The organism is Bartonella sp. B10834G3 (assembly GCF_016102505.1).
Lineage (GTDB): Bacteria > Pseudomonadota > Alphaproteobacteria > Rhizobiales > Rhizobiaceae > Bartonella > Bartonella choladocola.
The window spans coordinates 53,260-70,318 of the sequence record NZ_JACFOM010000004.1 but is presented as its reverse complement, the minus strand read 5'-3'; the positions used below and the strand labels follow the sequence as shown (position 1 = coordinate 70,318).

General features: G+C 46.8%; 9 protein-coding genes. All 9 read left to right on the top strand.

Features of this window, described 5'->3' with window-relative positions:
* Nucleotides 1-9 precede the first annotated feature (9 nt).
* Nucleotides 10-1,761 (top strand): tryptophan 7-halogenase, encoded by a 1,752-nt coding sequence (locus H3S94_RS10645; protein WP_198231590.1) that lies wholly within the window; start codon nt 10-12, stop codon nt 1,759-1,761.
* Nucleotides 1,754-3,313, top strand: a complete 1,560-nt coding sequence (locus H3S94_RS10640; RefSeq protein WP_246786470.1) for a TolC family protein — start codon at nt 1,754-1,756, stop codon at nt 3,311-3,313. Before H3S94_RS10645 ends, H3S94_RS10640 begins: the two co-directional genes overlap by 8 nt.
* 10 nt (nt 3,314-3,323) lie before the next feature.
* Nucleotides 3,324-5,756, top strand: a complete 2,433-nt coding sequence (locus H3S94_RS10635) for a type I secretion system permease/ATPase (protein ID WP_198231589.1) — start codon at nt 3,324-3,326, stop codon at nt 5,754-5,756.
* Nucleotides 5,753-6,922 (top strand): HlyD family efflux transporter periplasmic adaptor subunit, encoded by a 1,170-nt coding sequence (locus tag H3S94_RS10630; RefSeq protein WP_077993545.1) that lies wholly within the window; start codon nt 5,753-5,755, stop codon nt 6,920-6,922. Before H3S94_RS10635 ends, H3S94_RS10630 begins: the two co-directional genes overlap by 4 nt.
* Before the next feature lie 340 nt (nt 6,923-7,262).
* Nucleotides 7,263-10,829 (top strand): hypothetical protein, encoded by a 3,567-nt coding sequence (locus H3S94_RS10625; protein ID WP_198241033.1) that lies wholly within the window; start codon nt 7,263-7,265, stop codon nt 10,827-10,829.
* A gap of 1,434 nt (nt 10,830-12,263) precedes the next feature.
* Nucleotides 12,264-13,631, top strand: a complete 1,368-nt coding sequence (locus H3S94_RS10620; RefSeq protein WP_077993543.1) for a MotA/TolQ/ExbB proton channel family protein — start codon at nt 12,264-12,266, stop codon at nt 13,629-13,631.
* A gap of 5 nt (nt 13,632-13,636) precedes the next feature.
* Entirely contained in the window at nt 13,637-15,106 is a 1,470-nt protein-coding gene (locus H3S94_RS10615; RefSeq protein ID WP_198231587.1) for a TolC family protein, read from the top strand.
* Nucleotides 15,106-15,774: a hypothetical protein gene (locus H3S94_RS10610; protein ID WP_077993538.1), complete on the top strand. Its 669-nt coding sequence runs from the start codon at nt 15,106-15,108 to the stop codon at nt 15,772-15,774. The genes H3S94_RS10615 and H3S94_RS10610 overlap by 1 nt, the downstream gene beginning before the upstream one ends.
* On the top strand, nt 15,743-17,038 hold the full coding sequence (locus H3S94_RS10605; RefSeq protein WP_198241031.1) for an HlyD family type I secretion periplasmic adaptor subunit: 1,296 nt from the start codon (nt 15,743-15,745) through the stop codon (nt 17,036-17,038). The genes H3S94_RS10610 and H3S94_RS10605 overlap by 32 nt, the downstream gene beginning before the upstream one ends.
* Nucleotides 17,039-17,059: the final 21 nt, after the last annotated feature.

Sequence of the window (17,059 nt, the reverse complement as noted above, 5' to 3'; positions counted from 1 at the left end):
ATTCCCGCCATGGAGAGTGACCTTCGGGCGGGGCGTATCTTTCCCGTTGCAGCGTTAAACCTCAGGTGGAGACAAAAATTGCTGGATCTTAGGCGCGCAAAAAGAATTGCAGTTGCAGGTGGGGGATTGACCGGCTGGTTGGCCGCATTGATGTTGCGACGTGTGTTCAGCCCGAATGTGGAAATCGTGGTTTTGGAAGATCCCGATAATCCGGCTTATTCAGGGGGCGAGGGCGGATCCGGCAATTTTATTGCCAGTCTTGAACGTGCTTCTATCGACATTGATGAATTTGTGCGCGAAACCGATGCAACTTTCAAAATCGGCAATGCCTATCACGGTTGGCGCGCGGACAATGCAAACGATATTTTCTATGAGCTTTTTCCTGCACCCGACGAACATGTCGAAGAGGTTGATTTTTCGTTTCGCGGAGTTTGGCCGTTTCTTGCGACCCGTATTGCAACGGGAACACCTCTTCATACCTTGTTTCCTGGATTTTCACTGGTTGCAACGGGTGCTTCACAAGTCGAAGCCAATGCCGTTTTCAATCTGCGGCGTAGCGGCATAAAACCGACATTCCATTTCAATGTCGGCAAATTTTTGAAGCTTCTGAAAAAAATTGCCCTCTCGCGGCAGATTTCCAGCCGGAGCCGGAAGGTGGTCGAGTTTGTCAAATCCGAAAGTGGCGATGTTGTCGCATTGAAACTTGCCGGTGGTGCCGAAATTTCTGCCGATTTTATCATTGATGCAACCGGTTTCGAGCGGCTTGGTGCAGAAAAGGCCTATAAATCCGTCTGGCGTTCATTTTCATCACAATTGCCGGAAGACCGCTATTTGTCTTTCAAAATTCCCGAAGAAAGGAAAAACCCCTCTCTTGTGAGTGCGGCGGTGGCGCTCGCCAATGGTTATTTATGGCAAGTGCCGTTGAGAGATCATGTCTTTGTGCACTATGTTTTTTCCGGCAAATCAGGCACTGAAACGCAAATCAGGCAAGCGCTTCAATCCTATTTCGGTTTTGCAGTCACGGCGGGCGTAATTTCAACTTACGAAGCGGGGAATTTCAAAACCGTCTGGAACAATAATGTGGTTTCTCTCGGTGTTGCGTCAGGCTTTATCAGTCCGCTTGAGTCTTCATCATTTGCGCATATGTTGCAACAGCTTGGCGAGCTTGAAAGAACGTTCATTGCCTGTCAGGGGATTATCGGCGCTCACACGATCGGGGCTTTCAATGAAGCAAATGACAGAAGCTTTGGCGAAATAGCCGATTTCCAGCGTATGCATTTTGATGGTGGCCGGTCTGACAGCGCATTCTGGCGCGAAGCCGGTCAGGCGAAACGTTCGCCAAATTATGAAGCCATGAAAGCCTGTTTTTCAGAACGGTTACCCCGCATTATCGACATTGCCGGTTATAATAGCGGTTGGTCTCCCCTGTTTCATTTGATGAACTGGCTGTTCGTTGCAGCACCGCTCGGCATCATCAGTGCCGGTGCGGCAATCAGAGATCTCAATTATCTGCCGCCGCGCATCATGGAAAGAATGCAACAATATGGTGCCGAACTTATGCGGATCAATGCGGCAAATGCCAAGCCGCAATGGAAAGATAGCGGAAACATTGAGCCGCGTGAACAGCAAGGCTTTGCCGCCTACCGGAATTATTCAACGGTTCCGGCCGGTGAATTTGGAGTGAAACCCGACAGGCAGTTTTCGGAAAGTTCCGGAACGATAGAAACAGCAGAAGGGAACTTGCGTGCAACACATGGTTAGTTTCAGCCTTTTGCAAAAATATCTGCTGCTTGGAGTAAGCCTGCTTGCCATCGGTATCAGCTTTACCGGTTGCACCACATCCCGATCACAAAGCCCGCGTGTGGTGCGCCATCATCCCGCCCAACCAAATTCCGGAAGTGGCGAGGCGGGGCTTATAGCAGATTCCATGATGTCGGTTGTCGACGAACATAATGTGGCGACCGGAAAAGCTGTCAACAATGAAGCGGAAGGCCAAAAAGCGGCTCAGGTCACAACAGATGCCGCTTCCGGCAATGCCGACAATGCTTTATTCCAGAAGTCGCAAATCACAAATGGTAAAAATAGTCCGGTTACGACAATCGGTTTGAATGGCATTGGCATCAAGGATGCAGTCGGGGTTGCGCTTGCCCGTCACCCCGACATCGGGCGCGCCAATGCGGTTGTTGCTCAAGGCAAGGCACAAATAGCGATTGAAAAATCCGCCTGGTACCCGACGCTGCAATATAGCGTCAATCCCGGTTATAACCGCTATTACAATTCTTCCGGTAACAATAATGACCCCGGTAATGTGCGCGGCACAGTGGGAGCCTCGCAACTTATTTACGATTTTGGCCGCACCTCAAGCCGCATCGGTGCGGCTCGGGCAACCAACGAAAAACAGATGCACGAACTGCAAAGTACTATGGAAGATGTGGCGCAAAATATGGCCAATATTTTCATAGAGCTTTCGGCAGCACAGGATATGATCGGTGCGGCGCAAAGGGAATCCTCACTGCTGCGCGATACGCATGATAAAATTTCCCAGCGTGTCAAAGCCGGTCTTTCCGATGCTTCCGATCTCAATCAGGCGGAAGTGGCGATGCAACGGGCAAAGTCCGATCTCTTGCAGGCGACAACGCGTTTTGATGTGGCTGCGGGAAAATTCGCGCAAATCAGCGGATTTCGCCCGACAAAAGTGGCAACATTGGCTGAAACGAGCCGTTTTATGGACAGTTTGAGCAAGGGCAAGGGCGATGTCGACAAGACACCGGCGGTTCTTGCGGCAGAAGCGGAAGTCAAAGCCTCACAGCAAAGAGTGCGGCTTGCAAAAGCCGATCGTTTTCCCTCGGTGAGCCTTGGCGTCAGCCAATCGGGAGCAACCGGCCAGCGCAATGCCACCAATGACAGCACATTTGTCGGCTTGCAGTTAAGTGGCCAATTATCAACCGGAAAACGCGAAAAATATCAGATAGAGGCGGCCGAAGCGGAACTGCGCGCGGCAAGACAGGCACGCGACAATCAACAGCTTGTTTCGCGTACAACCCGCGGTTCTGCCGAAACGGAAGAAAGAGGGGCCAGCGCACGGATGGATAATGCCAGACAATTGATGGATTTGTCGCTTTCCTCGCGCGATCTCTATTGGCAGCAATATACTTTGAACAAACGCCCTCTTACCGATGTCATCAATGCCGAGAGAGATACGTTTTCTGCCGAAAGCGACCAGATTACAGCAATATCCGACCGGCTCTATGCCAAGGTCAAAGCCTATTATGCGGTGGGGCAGTTGGTCACCCGTCTGCGCGAGCACAATTGAAAGTATCACCATGTCAAGTTTGGAAATCATTTCAAATCGCATTTCGTTTCCTTCGGGCAAGAAAAATAAAAAAGCAACCGGTAATGAACCGGTTCCGAACCGGCCGCAGGCGGGGGGATCCTCGCCATTAAATAATCCGGAAGCTCCGGAACGCGAGCCGCGAAAGGAAGCACGAGCGGAACACGAACCGCAAAAGGAAACCCGACCGGAAGGGGAAGTGGACACCCCGCGCGAAGCCCGAAAAACTGCCGGTATTGCGAAAAGCCAGGATGCCGGATTTGAACAGATCGACGCCGCCTCACTTATTGCCAAATGGGTCGATATTCTATTATTGGCAGCCCGCCAACTTGATATTCCGGTATCCGACGAACTTGTTAGAAATGCCGCCAAATGGAGCGGAAGAGAGGCCACCGAACAATCAATTATTGATGTTGCGCTAGCATCCGGACTTGCGGCAACTTTTGTCGAAGTGAGTGCCGGTGAAATATCGTCAGTGATGCTACCGGCCGTTATACAGGTTGATGGCACTCTGGGGCTTTTGACAGGGCGCGACAAAAACACCGCCATTATCCATTTTGTGGTCAATAATGCCGCATTTGAAAAACGTGTGCCATTTTCTGAAATTGCCAAAGGCGACAAAATCAGATTGCTGCTTGTCGAACGCCATCTGGCTGCCCACGATGACCGGCTTGACGAATATTTGCAAAAAAAACCGAAGTCGTGGTTCAAAGGGCTGTTTGTGAGCAATTGGCCAATATTTCTACAATTGGGGCTTGGCTCGCTTGTTGGCAATCTGCTTGCAATCGGCACGTCGCTTTTTGCCATGCAGGTTTGGGATCGGGTGGTGCCGGGGCGTTCCACCAATACATTATGGGTTCTCGCTTCCGGTGTTGCTCTCGCCCTGCTTCTCGAATTTGTTTTAAAGACAACCCGTGTGGCAGTCACCGATCATTTCGGCAAACAGGCCGACCTCAAATTGTCAGCCATGTTTTTTGCCCGCGTTTTGAATATCCGCAATGATGCGAGGCCAAGGTCACCGGGAACATTGATCTCGCAATTGCGCGATCTCGACCAGATGCGCGAGCTTTTGACATCGAGCACTTTGGGCGTTCTTATCGACCTGCCGTTTGTCGTGTCTTTTCTTTTCATCATCTGGCTCATCGGCGGTGCAATCGTTCTGGTTCCCATTGCCGCCATTCCTTTCATTGTTCTGCCCGGAATTATTGCACAATTTCCGCTGGCCAAGCTTTCCGGTCAGGGGTTGGAAGAATCGGCCATGCGCAATGCCATTTTGATGGAGTCGATCTATCGCGCGGAAGACATCAAATTGTTGCAGGCAGAACCGCGTTTCCGCCGCCTCTGGGATGAAGTCAACAAGGTCAGCAGTAAAATCGGCCTGAAACAGCGCGAAATTGCTTCCATGCTGATGAATTTTTCCCAAACAATGCAGCAGATCGCCTATGTCGGTGTGGTCATCGCCGGCGTTTATGGCATTCTTGATGCCAAGCTCTCTTTCGGTGCTGTTCTTGCCTGTTCAATTCTAACCAGCCGCACCATTGCGCCGCTTGCCCAAATTCCGGCAATTTTAAGCAAGTTGCAAAATGCAAGAGTGGGGAAAAGAGGATTGGACGGGCTCCTTACTTTGCCCGTCGATCACGATAGCGACAAGGATTATTATCATAAGCCGGTTTTGACCGGTCAGTACCAGATGCAGGACCTCGTCTATCTTTATGGCCCGCAGGAAAAACCGGCTTTGATAATCCCCAAGCTCGATATTCGTGCCGGTGAAAAAATTGCCATTCTCGGCCGTGTGGGCGCCGGTAAATCGACGTTACTTCGTTTGTTTGCCGGTCTTTCCGCACCCGTGCAGGGGCGCGTTTTGCTTGATGGCACGCCGATCGGCATGATCGACATTGCCGATGTGCGTCGTGATGTTGGGGCAATGTTTCAGGAATCGAGCCTGTTTTACGGAACCTTGCGCGACAATCTTCTTGCGGCCAATCCTCTAGCAAGCGACGAACAGATTCTTGCGGCGATGCGTTTATCCTCGGCCGATCATCTTCTTCTCAACCAGCCGCACGGGCTTGATCTGAAGCTTCGTGAAAGCGGTGTCGGCCTGTCGGGCGGGCAAAAACAAACATTGATGTTGGCGCGGCTTTTCCTGCGCTCTCCCCGCATTGTGCTTCTCGACGAGCCGACGGCTTCACTGGACGAAGCAACAGAAATTGCCGTGTTGAACCGGATGCAGTCATGGCTTGGCGAGAGAACATTGATTGTTGCCACCCATCGTTATCCGGTTCTGCAACTCGTTGATCGCATTATTGTTGTCGACAATGGCAGAATTGTCCGCGACGGCCCGAAAGATGAAATATTGGGTATCCATCCAGTGAAGCCGGAAGCGGCGGAAACGTCTTTGCGGATGAAACAGAAAGTACAGCAATGAATGTCGATTCACTTGTGAAAATTCACGGCGTCAACCAGCGCGCACGGGCTATTCTATGGATTATCATTGCGATGATTTGCATTTTCATTGTCTGGTCTTATTTCGCGGTGTTGAACGAAGTGGCTATCGGCGAAGGCAAAGTGATGCCCGCTTCAAAAGGCCAGATTATCCAGAATCTGGAAGGCGGTATTCTTGCCGAATTGATGGTGAGGGAAGGTGATGAAGTCAAAGAAGGACAAATTCTCGCTTCACTCGACCCTGCCAAAGCAAAGTCCAATGTTGATGAAACACTTGCCAAAATTGTTGCTCTCAAAGCGCGTGCCGCACGCCTTGACGCTGAAATGAACAATCAGGAAAAAGTCGATTATCCTGAAGATATAAGCGACAAAAAGGAAGTGATTGATCGCGAGACAGAACTTTTTTACACCAATCGTCAGGCTTTCAAGGAAAATGTTCTCAACCTCACAGAACAATTGAAACTTGCCCAGAACGAAGTCGAAATCGCCAAACCGCTTCTTAAAACCGGAGCCGCCAGCGAAGTTGAAGTCTTGAAGCTTCAACAGAATGCAGCCGAACTTTCTTCACGACTTGCTGCCACAAAAAACGAATATTATGTCGCCTTGCGCGGCGATTATACAAAAACCATGGCCGATCTTGAGCCGTTGTTGAAAACAAGGGAAGGACTGGCCGATCAACTGACGCGCACCGTTATCCGCTCGCCGACAAATGGTATTGTCAAAGATATTCGGGTAACCACCATCGGCGGTGTTGTTGCCCCCGGCGGCACGCTCATGGAAATTGTACCTTTGGGCGACCAGCTTCTTATCGAAGCCAAATTGAATCCGCGTGACATTGCCTTTATTCACAAAGACCAGAAAGCAAATGTCAAAATAACGGCCTATGATTCAGCAATCTATGGCTCGTTGCCGGGGCATGTGCAAATGGTTTCACCCGATTCAATCGAGGACGATGTCGACAAGCGCGTTTATTACTATCGCGCTTATATTTTGACCGATCACAGCTACCTTGAAACCAAAGATGGAAAAAAACACCAGATTATTCCGGGAATGGTGGCAACTGCCGAAATCAGCACGGGTGAAAAAACCGTTCTTGATTATCTTATCAAGCCGCTCAATCGGGCGAAGGAGGCACTGCGCGAACGCTAGAAAACAGATCGGAATATAACGAATGGCAAAATCATTGAACGGGAAAAATCATTGAACGGGAAAATCATTGAACGGGAAAAATCATTGAACGGAAAAAATCGGCATTTTGCGGTTTTATTGTGTGTAGCACTCTTTGTTTTGTCCAGTTTTAAAGAATTAAAACAAAGCAAAGTAATTTAGTTTATAGAATATAAAATATTTAAATAATGAAAACAAAAATAAAATGAAAATTATAATCTATAGTTTTTAATTATTTAAATAAAAATATAAATGATAGTTTATTTAAACAAAATTATTACAGGTTAAACGAAACATGTTGAATAAGGTTTGAGCGTAAAGAATGGTCAATATTGCCGAACTTCTCAAGAAGTCGATAGAAAAGCAAAATTTGAAGCCGACCTCGGAAGTGCGTCAGCATATCTATGAGAAAGCGCGTTCTGCAATCAAATCCAAACTTGATGAAATGGATGCGCCGGAACTGGTTCAGCGCTCCTATCTGTTGCAACTCGAAGCAGCGATTTGTGAAGTGGAGTCTTTTTATGTGCTGGAACCGGAATTTTTCGAGCTTAGCCAAGAGAATGTAAGCTGCCATTTTGCCTATCACGCCTATTTGCCGGATTATTTTGGCACGAAACAGGATGTCGCTATTGATATGGCGAAATTGCGCCCGTTAACCGAAAGCCGGACAGGTTTGAAGAAGCTTGAACAGGTCGGTATGAAAGAGCAACCATCCGCACTTGAGAGCGACGACGAAATTAGCGCGCTCCATGAACAGAAATATAATCTGCAAGCTTCACGCGATAGAACCGGCCATGACGGAGCCGATATTGCAGATAAAACGAAAAACAAAGGCGATAATCTTCACGCTTCAGCGATGAATAACGATAGGGGTAGCACGGTCGAGCCTCTCGGCGCCAATTCAAGTAACGCGCCTATCGAACCGTTGATCGAAGGTCTGGAAGACGAGTTCGACAAGCTTTCAAAAAATATAGCCGAAGAAACTGCGGAAGTTGTAACTCATGCCCGGCAGAAGAACGAGCCGGTATTGATTATCAATTCCATGGTTGAAAGCAAAAAGCCGGAAATGGATAGCGAGACCCGTTTGCCGGAACGTGATGATGAAGTGTTATCGGTTTTAACGCAGCCCGATGAGAATGTTGTTCACGGGAAATCGGAACACGAGCAACACAATCCCGATAAAGAGAATAGGGATTGGCAGCAGCGAATGCATATAGGTGCCGAAGACCAATCCGGCAAAAAGTTTTTTAGTGAGTTGCAAAGACAAGGCGTTGAACCTGTTGTTGGAACTATAGAAGAAGAGGTCTCTGTTTTGCCAATGTCTGATGGAGCAGAACCGGAAAATCGTGCAACAACACAAACCGGTTACAGCGAAAAACAGCAAACAGTCTTTATCGAAAAACCGGCAAATGAAATGCCATCGCCAACCGGTGTTTTTCGCCGTTCAGAAGCTCCTCTGTCGACCGGCGACAGAATGAGCGAAGCCGCACATCATGCTGAATCAAGACAGAAGTTTGACGCACAAAACAAGAGTGTCGGAGAACAACAAAGGTTAGAGGCAGGACAAGCGCCCGATAGAAGCAACAGGGATGACAGAACAAACAGCGATGACAGAACAAACAGGGTTGATAGAGAAAACAGTGACAGGAAAGAAAAGCCGGTTTTTTCCGACGTTTTGAAACCTCGACCGAGGGGGGCAATGAGGCCTGACGCAGAGGATTACCCCCTCTATATCGACACACCGGCCAATCCGGTTTCGATCGACAGTTTCTTCAACCAAAACGCTTTTTCCATGGTTGATGCACAAGCCGAAAGAAATGCACGACAGCCTTTCGACAATTCTGCGGGCAGTCGTTATAATATTCAGGAAAATCGCGGGAAGGAGCACCAACAGAGCTTTTTCAAAACCGAAACCGTGGTGATGGCAGAGGCTGTGCCTTTTTCTTCGGTGAAAGAAAATAGCGGCATTTCTTCCTCTGTTTCGGGTGCGCAGGTTAGTTCCTTCAGTGCTGCGACAGTTGTGTTTCCAACAAAAAGAAATCCGGATGAGAAGGCGGTTTCGAGTTCTGTTTCAGGTTCGCATGAAGCTGTTGCACAGCAAATAATGTCAGAAGAAAAACCGGCTTTTTCGGGAAAGCCTTCATCGCGGCAAGAACAACCGGCTCGAAGCACCGTTACTGAAGCGGATATTGTCCGACAATCGTTTGATACCACTAAAACCAATGCCACTCACAATGAGAAGCCATATATCGCTTCCGCCGAAGCAGCTTCCGGTAAAATAGCCGTTGATGATGAAAAAACATTTGCAACCGGATCAGTGAACAAAGCCGCTCCATCCTTTTCTAATGCTGAAGAAACAAACGCGGATATTGACGTTCATACAATCGAAGAAAAAACGGCAATCGAAGAAAAAACGGCAATCGAAGAAAAAACCGCAACCGAAGAAAAAGCCGCAAAACGTATGACTGCGGAAAGCAATGGAACGACTGATAAAGAAGTGGCAGCCTTTCAATTATCACATGAAGACAATTCGACAATGAAAGGTGGAAATAAGAAAAACCAACTCACAACTGCAATTTCAGAAAATAAAACTGCGGAAATAGGTGCGCCCGATATTGCCGACACATTTGAAAAGAACAGAGCCGCGTTTTTCGGAAATCTCGATCATAGGGGTGAAGAACTCGATCATAGGGGAGAAGAAAATGTCACGCAGGATCTCTTTCCAACAGTTCCGGTTGATCGTAAAGGTGCAAAAAGATGGGAAAAGCAGCCATCACGCATGAAAGATTTTCAAGACTATCATGCAAAATTATGGAGCAAACCTTTTATTGCAGCCGCAATTTTTCTCGTTTCTGTGCTTTTAGCCGGCGGCTATTTCTTCAACCGTTCAAAACCGTCTGTAGCGATTGGCGAACCGTTCAAACAAGCAGGGGAAAGCGTGACTGCAAACAGAAATGAAAAGCCTGACCCTGCGCAAACGGCTGCGATCAATCAACCGGCCTCACCTGAAACTGTCGTGGGTTTACTGCGTAAAAAATATGTTCCCTTGGGCAATTTTGAAGATGAACCAAGCTCGACAGACCGGAATTTTCCCGACAAAAAAAATAGCGAGACGCAGAAGGACGGGCTATCCGTTCAATCACAACGGGTAAAAGCGGATGATCGGGAAGAGGCTGAAGAAGCCGTTTTGACACCGAAGGAGAGTGTCAGAACCGGCGCGGTTTCCTATCCGCTATCGGTGATGCGCCCGCAATTGGAAGAGGTCCCGAATAAAAACGTAACAGGGGGAAGCCGGACAGACGCGACTATTCAGCCGGATGATTTTTCCGACAAACAAAGTTCAAATGAAGAAAAACCGGAAGCCGCCCTGTTGTTGCTCACCGACAAGAAGGGCAAACAAGTGAAGTTGCAATCAACTGTAAGCTGGTCACTTAACGCTCCCCATTCAAAAGATAATCCGCTTGATGAAACGGCATTGGTTGGCAATTTCAAAACCGATGACGGAAAATTATCGGCTCGAATGAGTATCCGGAAAAACTATCGCAACAATCTGGGAGCAACCCACCTGATCGATCTTTCATTTTCCCAATCGGACAATTTCGACGGCGGTGTTGTGGTGGATGTCAAAGGTATTTATTATGGCGACAAACCCAATGTTTTGAATAAACAGGCCGCAACAATCGTTGCCGATCTTTATGAAAACAACTTTGTTGCTTCTTTGCGTGATGATGAGGATGATAAAGAAACAAACCGGAATTTTTTAACCCGTTCAGCGGTTATAGGTTTTCAAACGGTTTTTACCGACGGCAAAACGGCACTTTTCATGTTGAACAAATCTGCCTCGGAAAATCGCCTGTTCGATAGTTTCAATGCAAAAACCACCCATTGAAAGATGAATAAATTGTTCACAAAAAACAGACAAGCAATCAGTATTGAAATATGGTCACGGAGGAAAGGAAAGCCGATGCTTTTATAAGGTTTCAGGAATAAAACGCCTATGCTTTCAACCGGTTTATCGTCTCTCGTTATTTTTGTTGCGGTCGATATAATCTATCTGGCGGGTAAATTTTTCCCGGAAGTCGGGTTGTAGAGGCCAGCTTTTCGACTGGAAATAATGCTGCTGCCATGCCAATTCGACAGTTCACCAATCAACCTTCGCTATAGCACCGATTCAAGATATATTGGCGCCGGAATTGAAAGATAATTGCAGCTTAAAATATTCGCGTTTGTTCTTATGCGAGACGAGAAACACAGGTTTGCGACCGTTATGGCGACGATAATGGTAATCAACCATTAAATAAGTCATTGATGAGACGGGTTCCATAAAACGGTCAAAGGAAGAGTTGCGTTTACAAAACAGAAGGAAGAAGAGCCACATTTTCATGAAAACAATTATTACGCTTGGCATTACAGGAAAAACGAACCTTCTCAGAAAGAGGCGAAGAAGCAACAATGGACAGCAAATTACAGCGTGCAATAGAGTGACCAGGTTTTAAGGAACAACCGGAAAGCACCTGCCTATAATCCGTAAAACTTTGATAGCCCGCTATTTTTTAGTTAAAAATAGTATATCAACGTTTTACAAAATCTTATCTATTCATTTATGGCGCAATTCCGCCTATAATATCGATATTATTTAAATAATAGTTTTAAAAATAAGTAAAATTATGATAGGAAATATTGATAATTATCAAATAATATTAAATAGATAAAATTTTTAACAAAAAAATATTATAAAATAGAGTCTAAAATAATATAATCAATTTATAACAAAATACATATTCTTATCTAACTTTATGACTTTTTATTAAATGTTGTGAATTCTTTGCATTCTACTAAACTAATGGTTGAATTTAAAAAAATATGTGATAAGAATATGAAAAATCAACTTGATCGGGCAGAAATAAGTTGATTTTGTTAATCAAGTTTAAAGCAGAGAAATCATCAGATAACTGAACTATTGGTTGAAAAATTGGTTCGTAATTTTCGGTGCTTTTCGTTGATTGTTCATTGAAATAAAACGGCTAAATATTTTTATCGGAATTTATTTTCATAAAAAATGCTGAAAAATCAGCAGGTTAAAAAACCAGAAATTTTCTATTAAGCATTTTTTTTAACCAAAAATTTACCATGTCTTGAAAAGATATAGCAAATCGTTAAAAGATGAAATTGATTCTTAACCGGCAAATATTTGGGAACGTAGGGGGTGAAGTCCAAATCGGGTTGTTAGAAGCAAGATTGTCGGGACGAGTTTTCGGTGATTAACCATTGTAAAGATAAGGCTGATAAAGGTCATGCTTTGTTTCCTTTTTGAGGGGGTCGTATGAGATCTACACGTTCTGTGCTTTATTTTTCACTGCTTCTGGCAATGTTGTCGCTCATCGCATTGCTTTATACGCTGATTTTTCACGGTGATTTTGTAGCACATAATATCATTTTCAACTCGATCATCGCTTGTTTCGATGTCATTGTGTTGTCTTACGCCCTCTACACAATTTTTTATCTCCAACGCGGAATGGTGCAGTGGCAGAAATTCAAGCAAAACTTCCCGCACGAGGGAGACGAGCCGGTCCTCAAAGGCGGTATGCGGTTGTTGCGTGGTCGTTTGCGTGATCTCATCAGCTTTAACGAAGATGAACGTAATTCGGCTATTTCTCTGGTTTCAACCGCGCTTGACTGGCGTGTCGATTTTCTCTTCTACGCTGCCGGTGCTGTTATTTCGATGGGGTTGCTCGGTACCTTCTTCGGTCTGACCTTTACGATGGAAGGTATTCGCGGGTCGATCGACGTTCTTTCCTCGGCAGATGAAATACAGGCAAAATCTCTTGTCAATTCATTGGCTGCGCCACTCGGCGGTATGGCAACGGCGTTCTCCTCTTCGATGTTCGGTCTGGGGTCGTCGATTTGTGTGGGGCTGATTGCCCATTTTATGGGGCGTACAACCGAAGGATGGGTTTACGATATTGAAAAATGGTCATTTGTTGCAAGTGGAGAAGAAGCATCGAAAATGGCCGGTGAAACCGGTACAATAGATGCAACAACGCGTGCGATAAATCGTTTGGCCGCAGTGCTTTCCCGTCATGTCGAGTTTTCACACGAGGATACCGGAAAATTTATCGATATTTCCAATAGTTTCGTTCAAGGACAGGCTATTCAGCAGCAAACAATGGAAAAAATGTTGACTGTTGTAACGGAACAATCGGAAAGCAATAAGCGCTCTGTCGAGACAATTCTGAATACGGTGACCTCTAATGCCGAGGCAACAAAACAGATTATAGAAATTATCGGGAACAACTATCAGGCGCTTAGCGAACTGAGCGATATTGCCAAAACCAACAGTGCCTATATTGCGCGCGGCATTGAATCTCAGGAAAACAATAATCAAACTGTGGCGCAGGCCATTGCCGGTTTGAACCAGATCCGTATTGAATTTTTGACAAGCCTTGAAGCAATTTCCAATAAACTTCAGGAAATTCAACGTGATACCGGTTCGATCGAACAGTCGGCGGCGAATTTGCTCACGCACAGTGTCCAGCAGGAAAAGGCACTTGAGAATGCAAATCAGGTTATGCATACACAGCAGAAAGCGATCATGGAGGGAATGCGTGATCTGACAGAAGCGCGTGTTTCTATTGTCTCTGCCATCAAAGCTGCACAAAAGGTCAGTGATGTTCCACCCACGAAAGGCTAATTCTAATGAATTGCTCAAACAGTTTTAAGCGTGTGGTGTCTATTCTTCTGGTAAGTTGCAGTGTTGTTTCGACCGGCTGTGCACAGAACAGGGGTAAGGTTGCCCCTACAGGTGTCGATACAATGACAACTCAGGCGGTTAAGGATAGCAACCGTTCGGAGGGCGGTCAAAAAGCCGGAGATACCAATGTTAATAGTCCGGTAACAGAAAAATCCAAAGAATTTTTCAAGCGCGAAAAACAGACATTAACGCTTGAAGAAGCGTTGAAGAAAGCTCACGATTATTCGTGGACAATCAAAGTGGCAAAGAGCCAGCTTGATATTGCCGAAAGCCGTCTCGATCAGGCAAAAGCGAAATATTATCCGACGGTCGGTGCCGAATTGACAGCTCCGAATTTGCGCTATGATGGTGGCATCACCAGTCGCGATCGTGATTTTGACGATACAGCCTTTGCAGGCGTTGACGTACGCTATAGCATTTACGATTTCGGTCGTCGTGATGCGGATAAAGAAGCGGCAAGCTATAATTTGCGCGCGAGCGGACATGCAAAACATGCCGAAGACCTGACTGTTATGTTCGATACAGCCAATGCTTATATGGCTGTTCAGGCCTATACCGAACAGCTTCAATCGGCTATCGGCTATGTCAACAAGATTACCTCGTTGAACCAGACAATTGGCGAAAGTGTTGCGGGTGGTATTTCGCCGCAGTCGGATGCGGTTCGTGGGCGTCTGGCATTGAGCAATGCAGTCAACCGGCGCAAGGATATAGAGCTGAAATTGTCCCGCGCCCGCCAGAAATTGAATGCACTGGTGGGGATGGAAGTGGAAGCTTTGCCGGCCAAGCGCACGGCGCTCCCGCCGGTAAGGGATCTGGATAATATTGCAGTCAATGCCGCCGATCAAAATCCGGCAGTGCTTGCAAGAGGTGCAGCACTCGAAGGAAGCCGGAAAAGTGTTGTCGGTGCCAAAGCGAGTTTGAAGCCAAAGCTTGATTTGACTATAGATTACAAGCGTAGTCTGGAGAGCGTCGATAATCTTTACAATGTATCGAACACGGATGGCGGCGTTCAGCTCAAATTGACATTCGATATTTTCGATCTTTCCAAGAAAGCGAAAATTCGCGAAGCTTATGCGCAGGTCAATGTCAATGAAGCTCAACTTGGCAAAGAGCGTTCGACGGTGAATGACGAAGTTCGTGCCTTGCTTGGCGATATTGAAATAACATCGCAACAATGGTCGATCAGTGAGGAGGCCACCCGCGAAGCGGATAAAACCCGTGGTCTTTATCTTGAAGAATTTCGTCTGGGTGACCGCAAATTGTCCGATCTGATTACCGCAGAAACGGAATATTTTACATCAAGAACGGATGCAATCGACGCTCGCTACGGCTTTATGCGCGCTGTGTTCAGCATCTATTATCTGGCTGGCAAGCCACATGATGGGCTATTGGCTCTTCAATTGGTGGAGCATTAATGATGTCTCAGAAACGTGGTGGTGAAAATATCTGGATTGCCTATGCGGATATGCTGACCGTTCTTTTGATGGTGTTTCTATTGTTGGCCATGCTGTTCCAGGTCATTGTTGCAACATCGAAAATTGCCGGTCCTGAAACGGAAGCAGGAACCCAGACTGCGAGCGGGGAACAATCAAGCGGCGATGCGCAGAAAGCTGGCGATAGTGAATCGAAATTCAGCACATCGAAAGAAAATCTTCCGACAGCCAGTGGTGGCAAGAAAGATGACGGTAGCGCACAGGTTGCAGTCAAATTGCCACTTGTCATGGTAAACACGGATGTCTTGAAAGAGCGTGACGGGGATTTGCGGATCAAGGTCGAATTGAACAGAACCTATTTGACAGGGACCCAGCAAAACGAAGTGCGTGAATGGGCATTACGAAACAAGAGTGTGCTGACAACCGAAAAATTGCGGATTTATTCGGTTGGACGGAGTGTGAATGTTTCAACAGGTGATACATTATTGTTGCAAGTTAACCGTGCTGTTGCAACAATGGCTGTGTTGCAAAAAGAGGGTGCGATTATCAAAAATATCAGGTTTGATAATCTGATTGTGCCGGATAACACAGAAGATTATATTATATTACGTGTTGAACATGACAATGCTGATAACAACAAAACGCAGTAAGTGGGGCAAACTCGTCAACGCAGTGAAGGCCATTTCGCCATCAAAATGGCTTCTGGTACTGTGTCTGCTTGCAGCGTTTTTGTGGGCTGCGTTCTGGCCGTTCGATGTACTGGTTCGAGGACATGGAATTATCCGTGTCGAGGGGCATAATATCGAGATACAACATCCCGAAGGCGGGGTGTTGAAACAGCTTCTCGTTACCAATGGCGAGGTGGTCAAGGCCGGAGAGGTGCTTGCCAATGTTGAAAATCTCACGGTTGCTGAAGATAATGAAAGCAATTTCATTGCGCTTCGCGCCTATGAATTGCGCGAACAAAGATTGCGGGCGGAACTCGCCGGAAAGGAATTCAATCCGCCGGAGCCTAACAATCCCAAGCTCGCCGAAATCTACCATAACGAAACCGATTTATACAATGCACGTAAGCGCGCTTTGGATGAATCTATTGCCATTGCAAAAACCCAGTATGAACAAAAAGAGGCACAACTTGCTTCCAATGCTATTGCGATAGAAAATCTCGGTGCCGAGATGCAATTATCGAACGAGCATATCAAACTTCTGGAACCTTTGGTGGCAAGAGGTGCGGCACCGGAAGCGACACTTGTTCAACGGCGGCTCGAATATCAAAAAGTTTTAAGCACGCTTGCCGATGCACGTTCAAAAGTTCCCGGAATGACAGCCGCACGCGATGAAGCCAAGCTGAAAATGTCGATGTATAGAACCGAATTCAACGAGGATGCCAATAAGCAACTTGCCGAAGTTCAGGTCAAGTTGGAGACAGCGAAAGCGCAGTGGGAAGCCAGCAGACAAAGAGCGAAAAATTCCGAAATCGTGTCGCCGGTCGATGGTGTGATCCAGCAAGTGGTGATGCCGCATGTGGGTGCCGTTTTGCGGCCGGGAGAAAAACTGTTTGAAATCGCACCGAGCGAAGTTCCGCTTGTTGCGGATGTCAAGGTCAACCCGCAGGATCGCGACCGGTTGTGGGTGGGGCAGGATGTGAGAGTGCGCGTCCTTGCCATTTCAAATTACAGTAGCCCGACCTTGCAGGGAAAAGTTTCCGTGATTAGCGCCGATGCCGTCGGTGAAGAGGATAAGGGGGGACGCTATTACGAGGTTACTGTCACGATGGATGCGAAACAGAATGAAAAACTGAAAATATTTCCGGGCATGACCGTTGAAACCTTTGCACTGGCCGGACAACGAACGTTTCTTCAATATTTGTTCAAGCCCTTTATTGACGGAATGTCGGTTGTCTTTAGCGAATGAGGGGGGGCACTGCGTCGCAAT

Coding starts and splice junctions, on each gene's coding strand:
- H3S94_RS10645 (WP_198231590.1), top strand. CDS start 10: ATGGAGAGTGACCTTCGGGCGGGGCGTATCTTTCCCGTTGCAGCGTTA.
- H3S94_RS10640 (WP_246786470.1), top strand. CDS start 1,754: ATGGTTAGTTTCAGCCTTTTGCAAAAATATCTGCTGCTTGGAGTAAGC.
- H3S94_RS10635 (WP_198231589.1), top strand. CDS start 3,324: ATGTCAAGTTTGGAAATCATTTCAAATCGCATTTCGTTTCCTTCGGGC.
- H3S94_RS10630 (WP_077993545.1), top strand. CDS start 5,753: ATGAATGTCGATTCACTTGTGAAAATTCACGGCGTCAACCAGCGCGCA.
- H3S94_RS10625 (WP_198241033.1), top strand. CDS start 7,263: ATGGTCAATATTGCCGAACTTCTCAAGAAGTCGATAGAAAAGCAAAAT.
- H3S94_RS10620 (WP_077993543.1), top strand. CDS start 12,264: ATGAGATCTACACGTTCTGTGCTTTATTTTTCACTGCTTCTGGCAATG.
- H3S94_RS10615 (WP_198231587.1), top strand. CDS start 13,637: ATGAATTGCTCAAACAGTTTTAAGCGTGTGGTGTCTATTCTTCTGGTA.
- H3S94_RS10610 (WP_077993538.1), top strand. CDS start 15,106: ATGATGTCTCAGAAACGTGGTGGTGAAAATATCTGGATTGCCTATGCG.
- H3S94_RS10605 (WP_198241031.1), top strand. CDS start 15,743: ATGACAATGCTGATAACAACAAAACGCAGTAAGTGGGGCAAACTCGTC.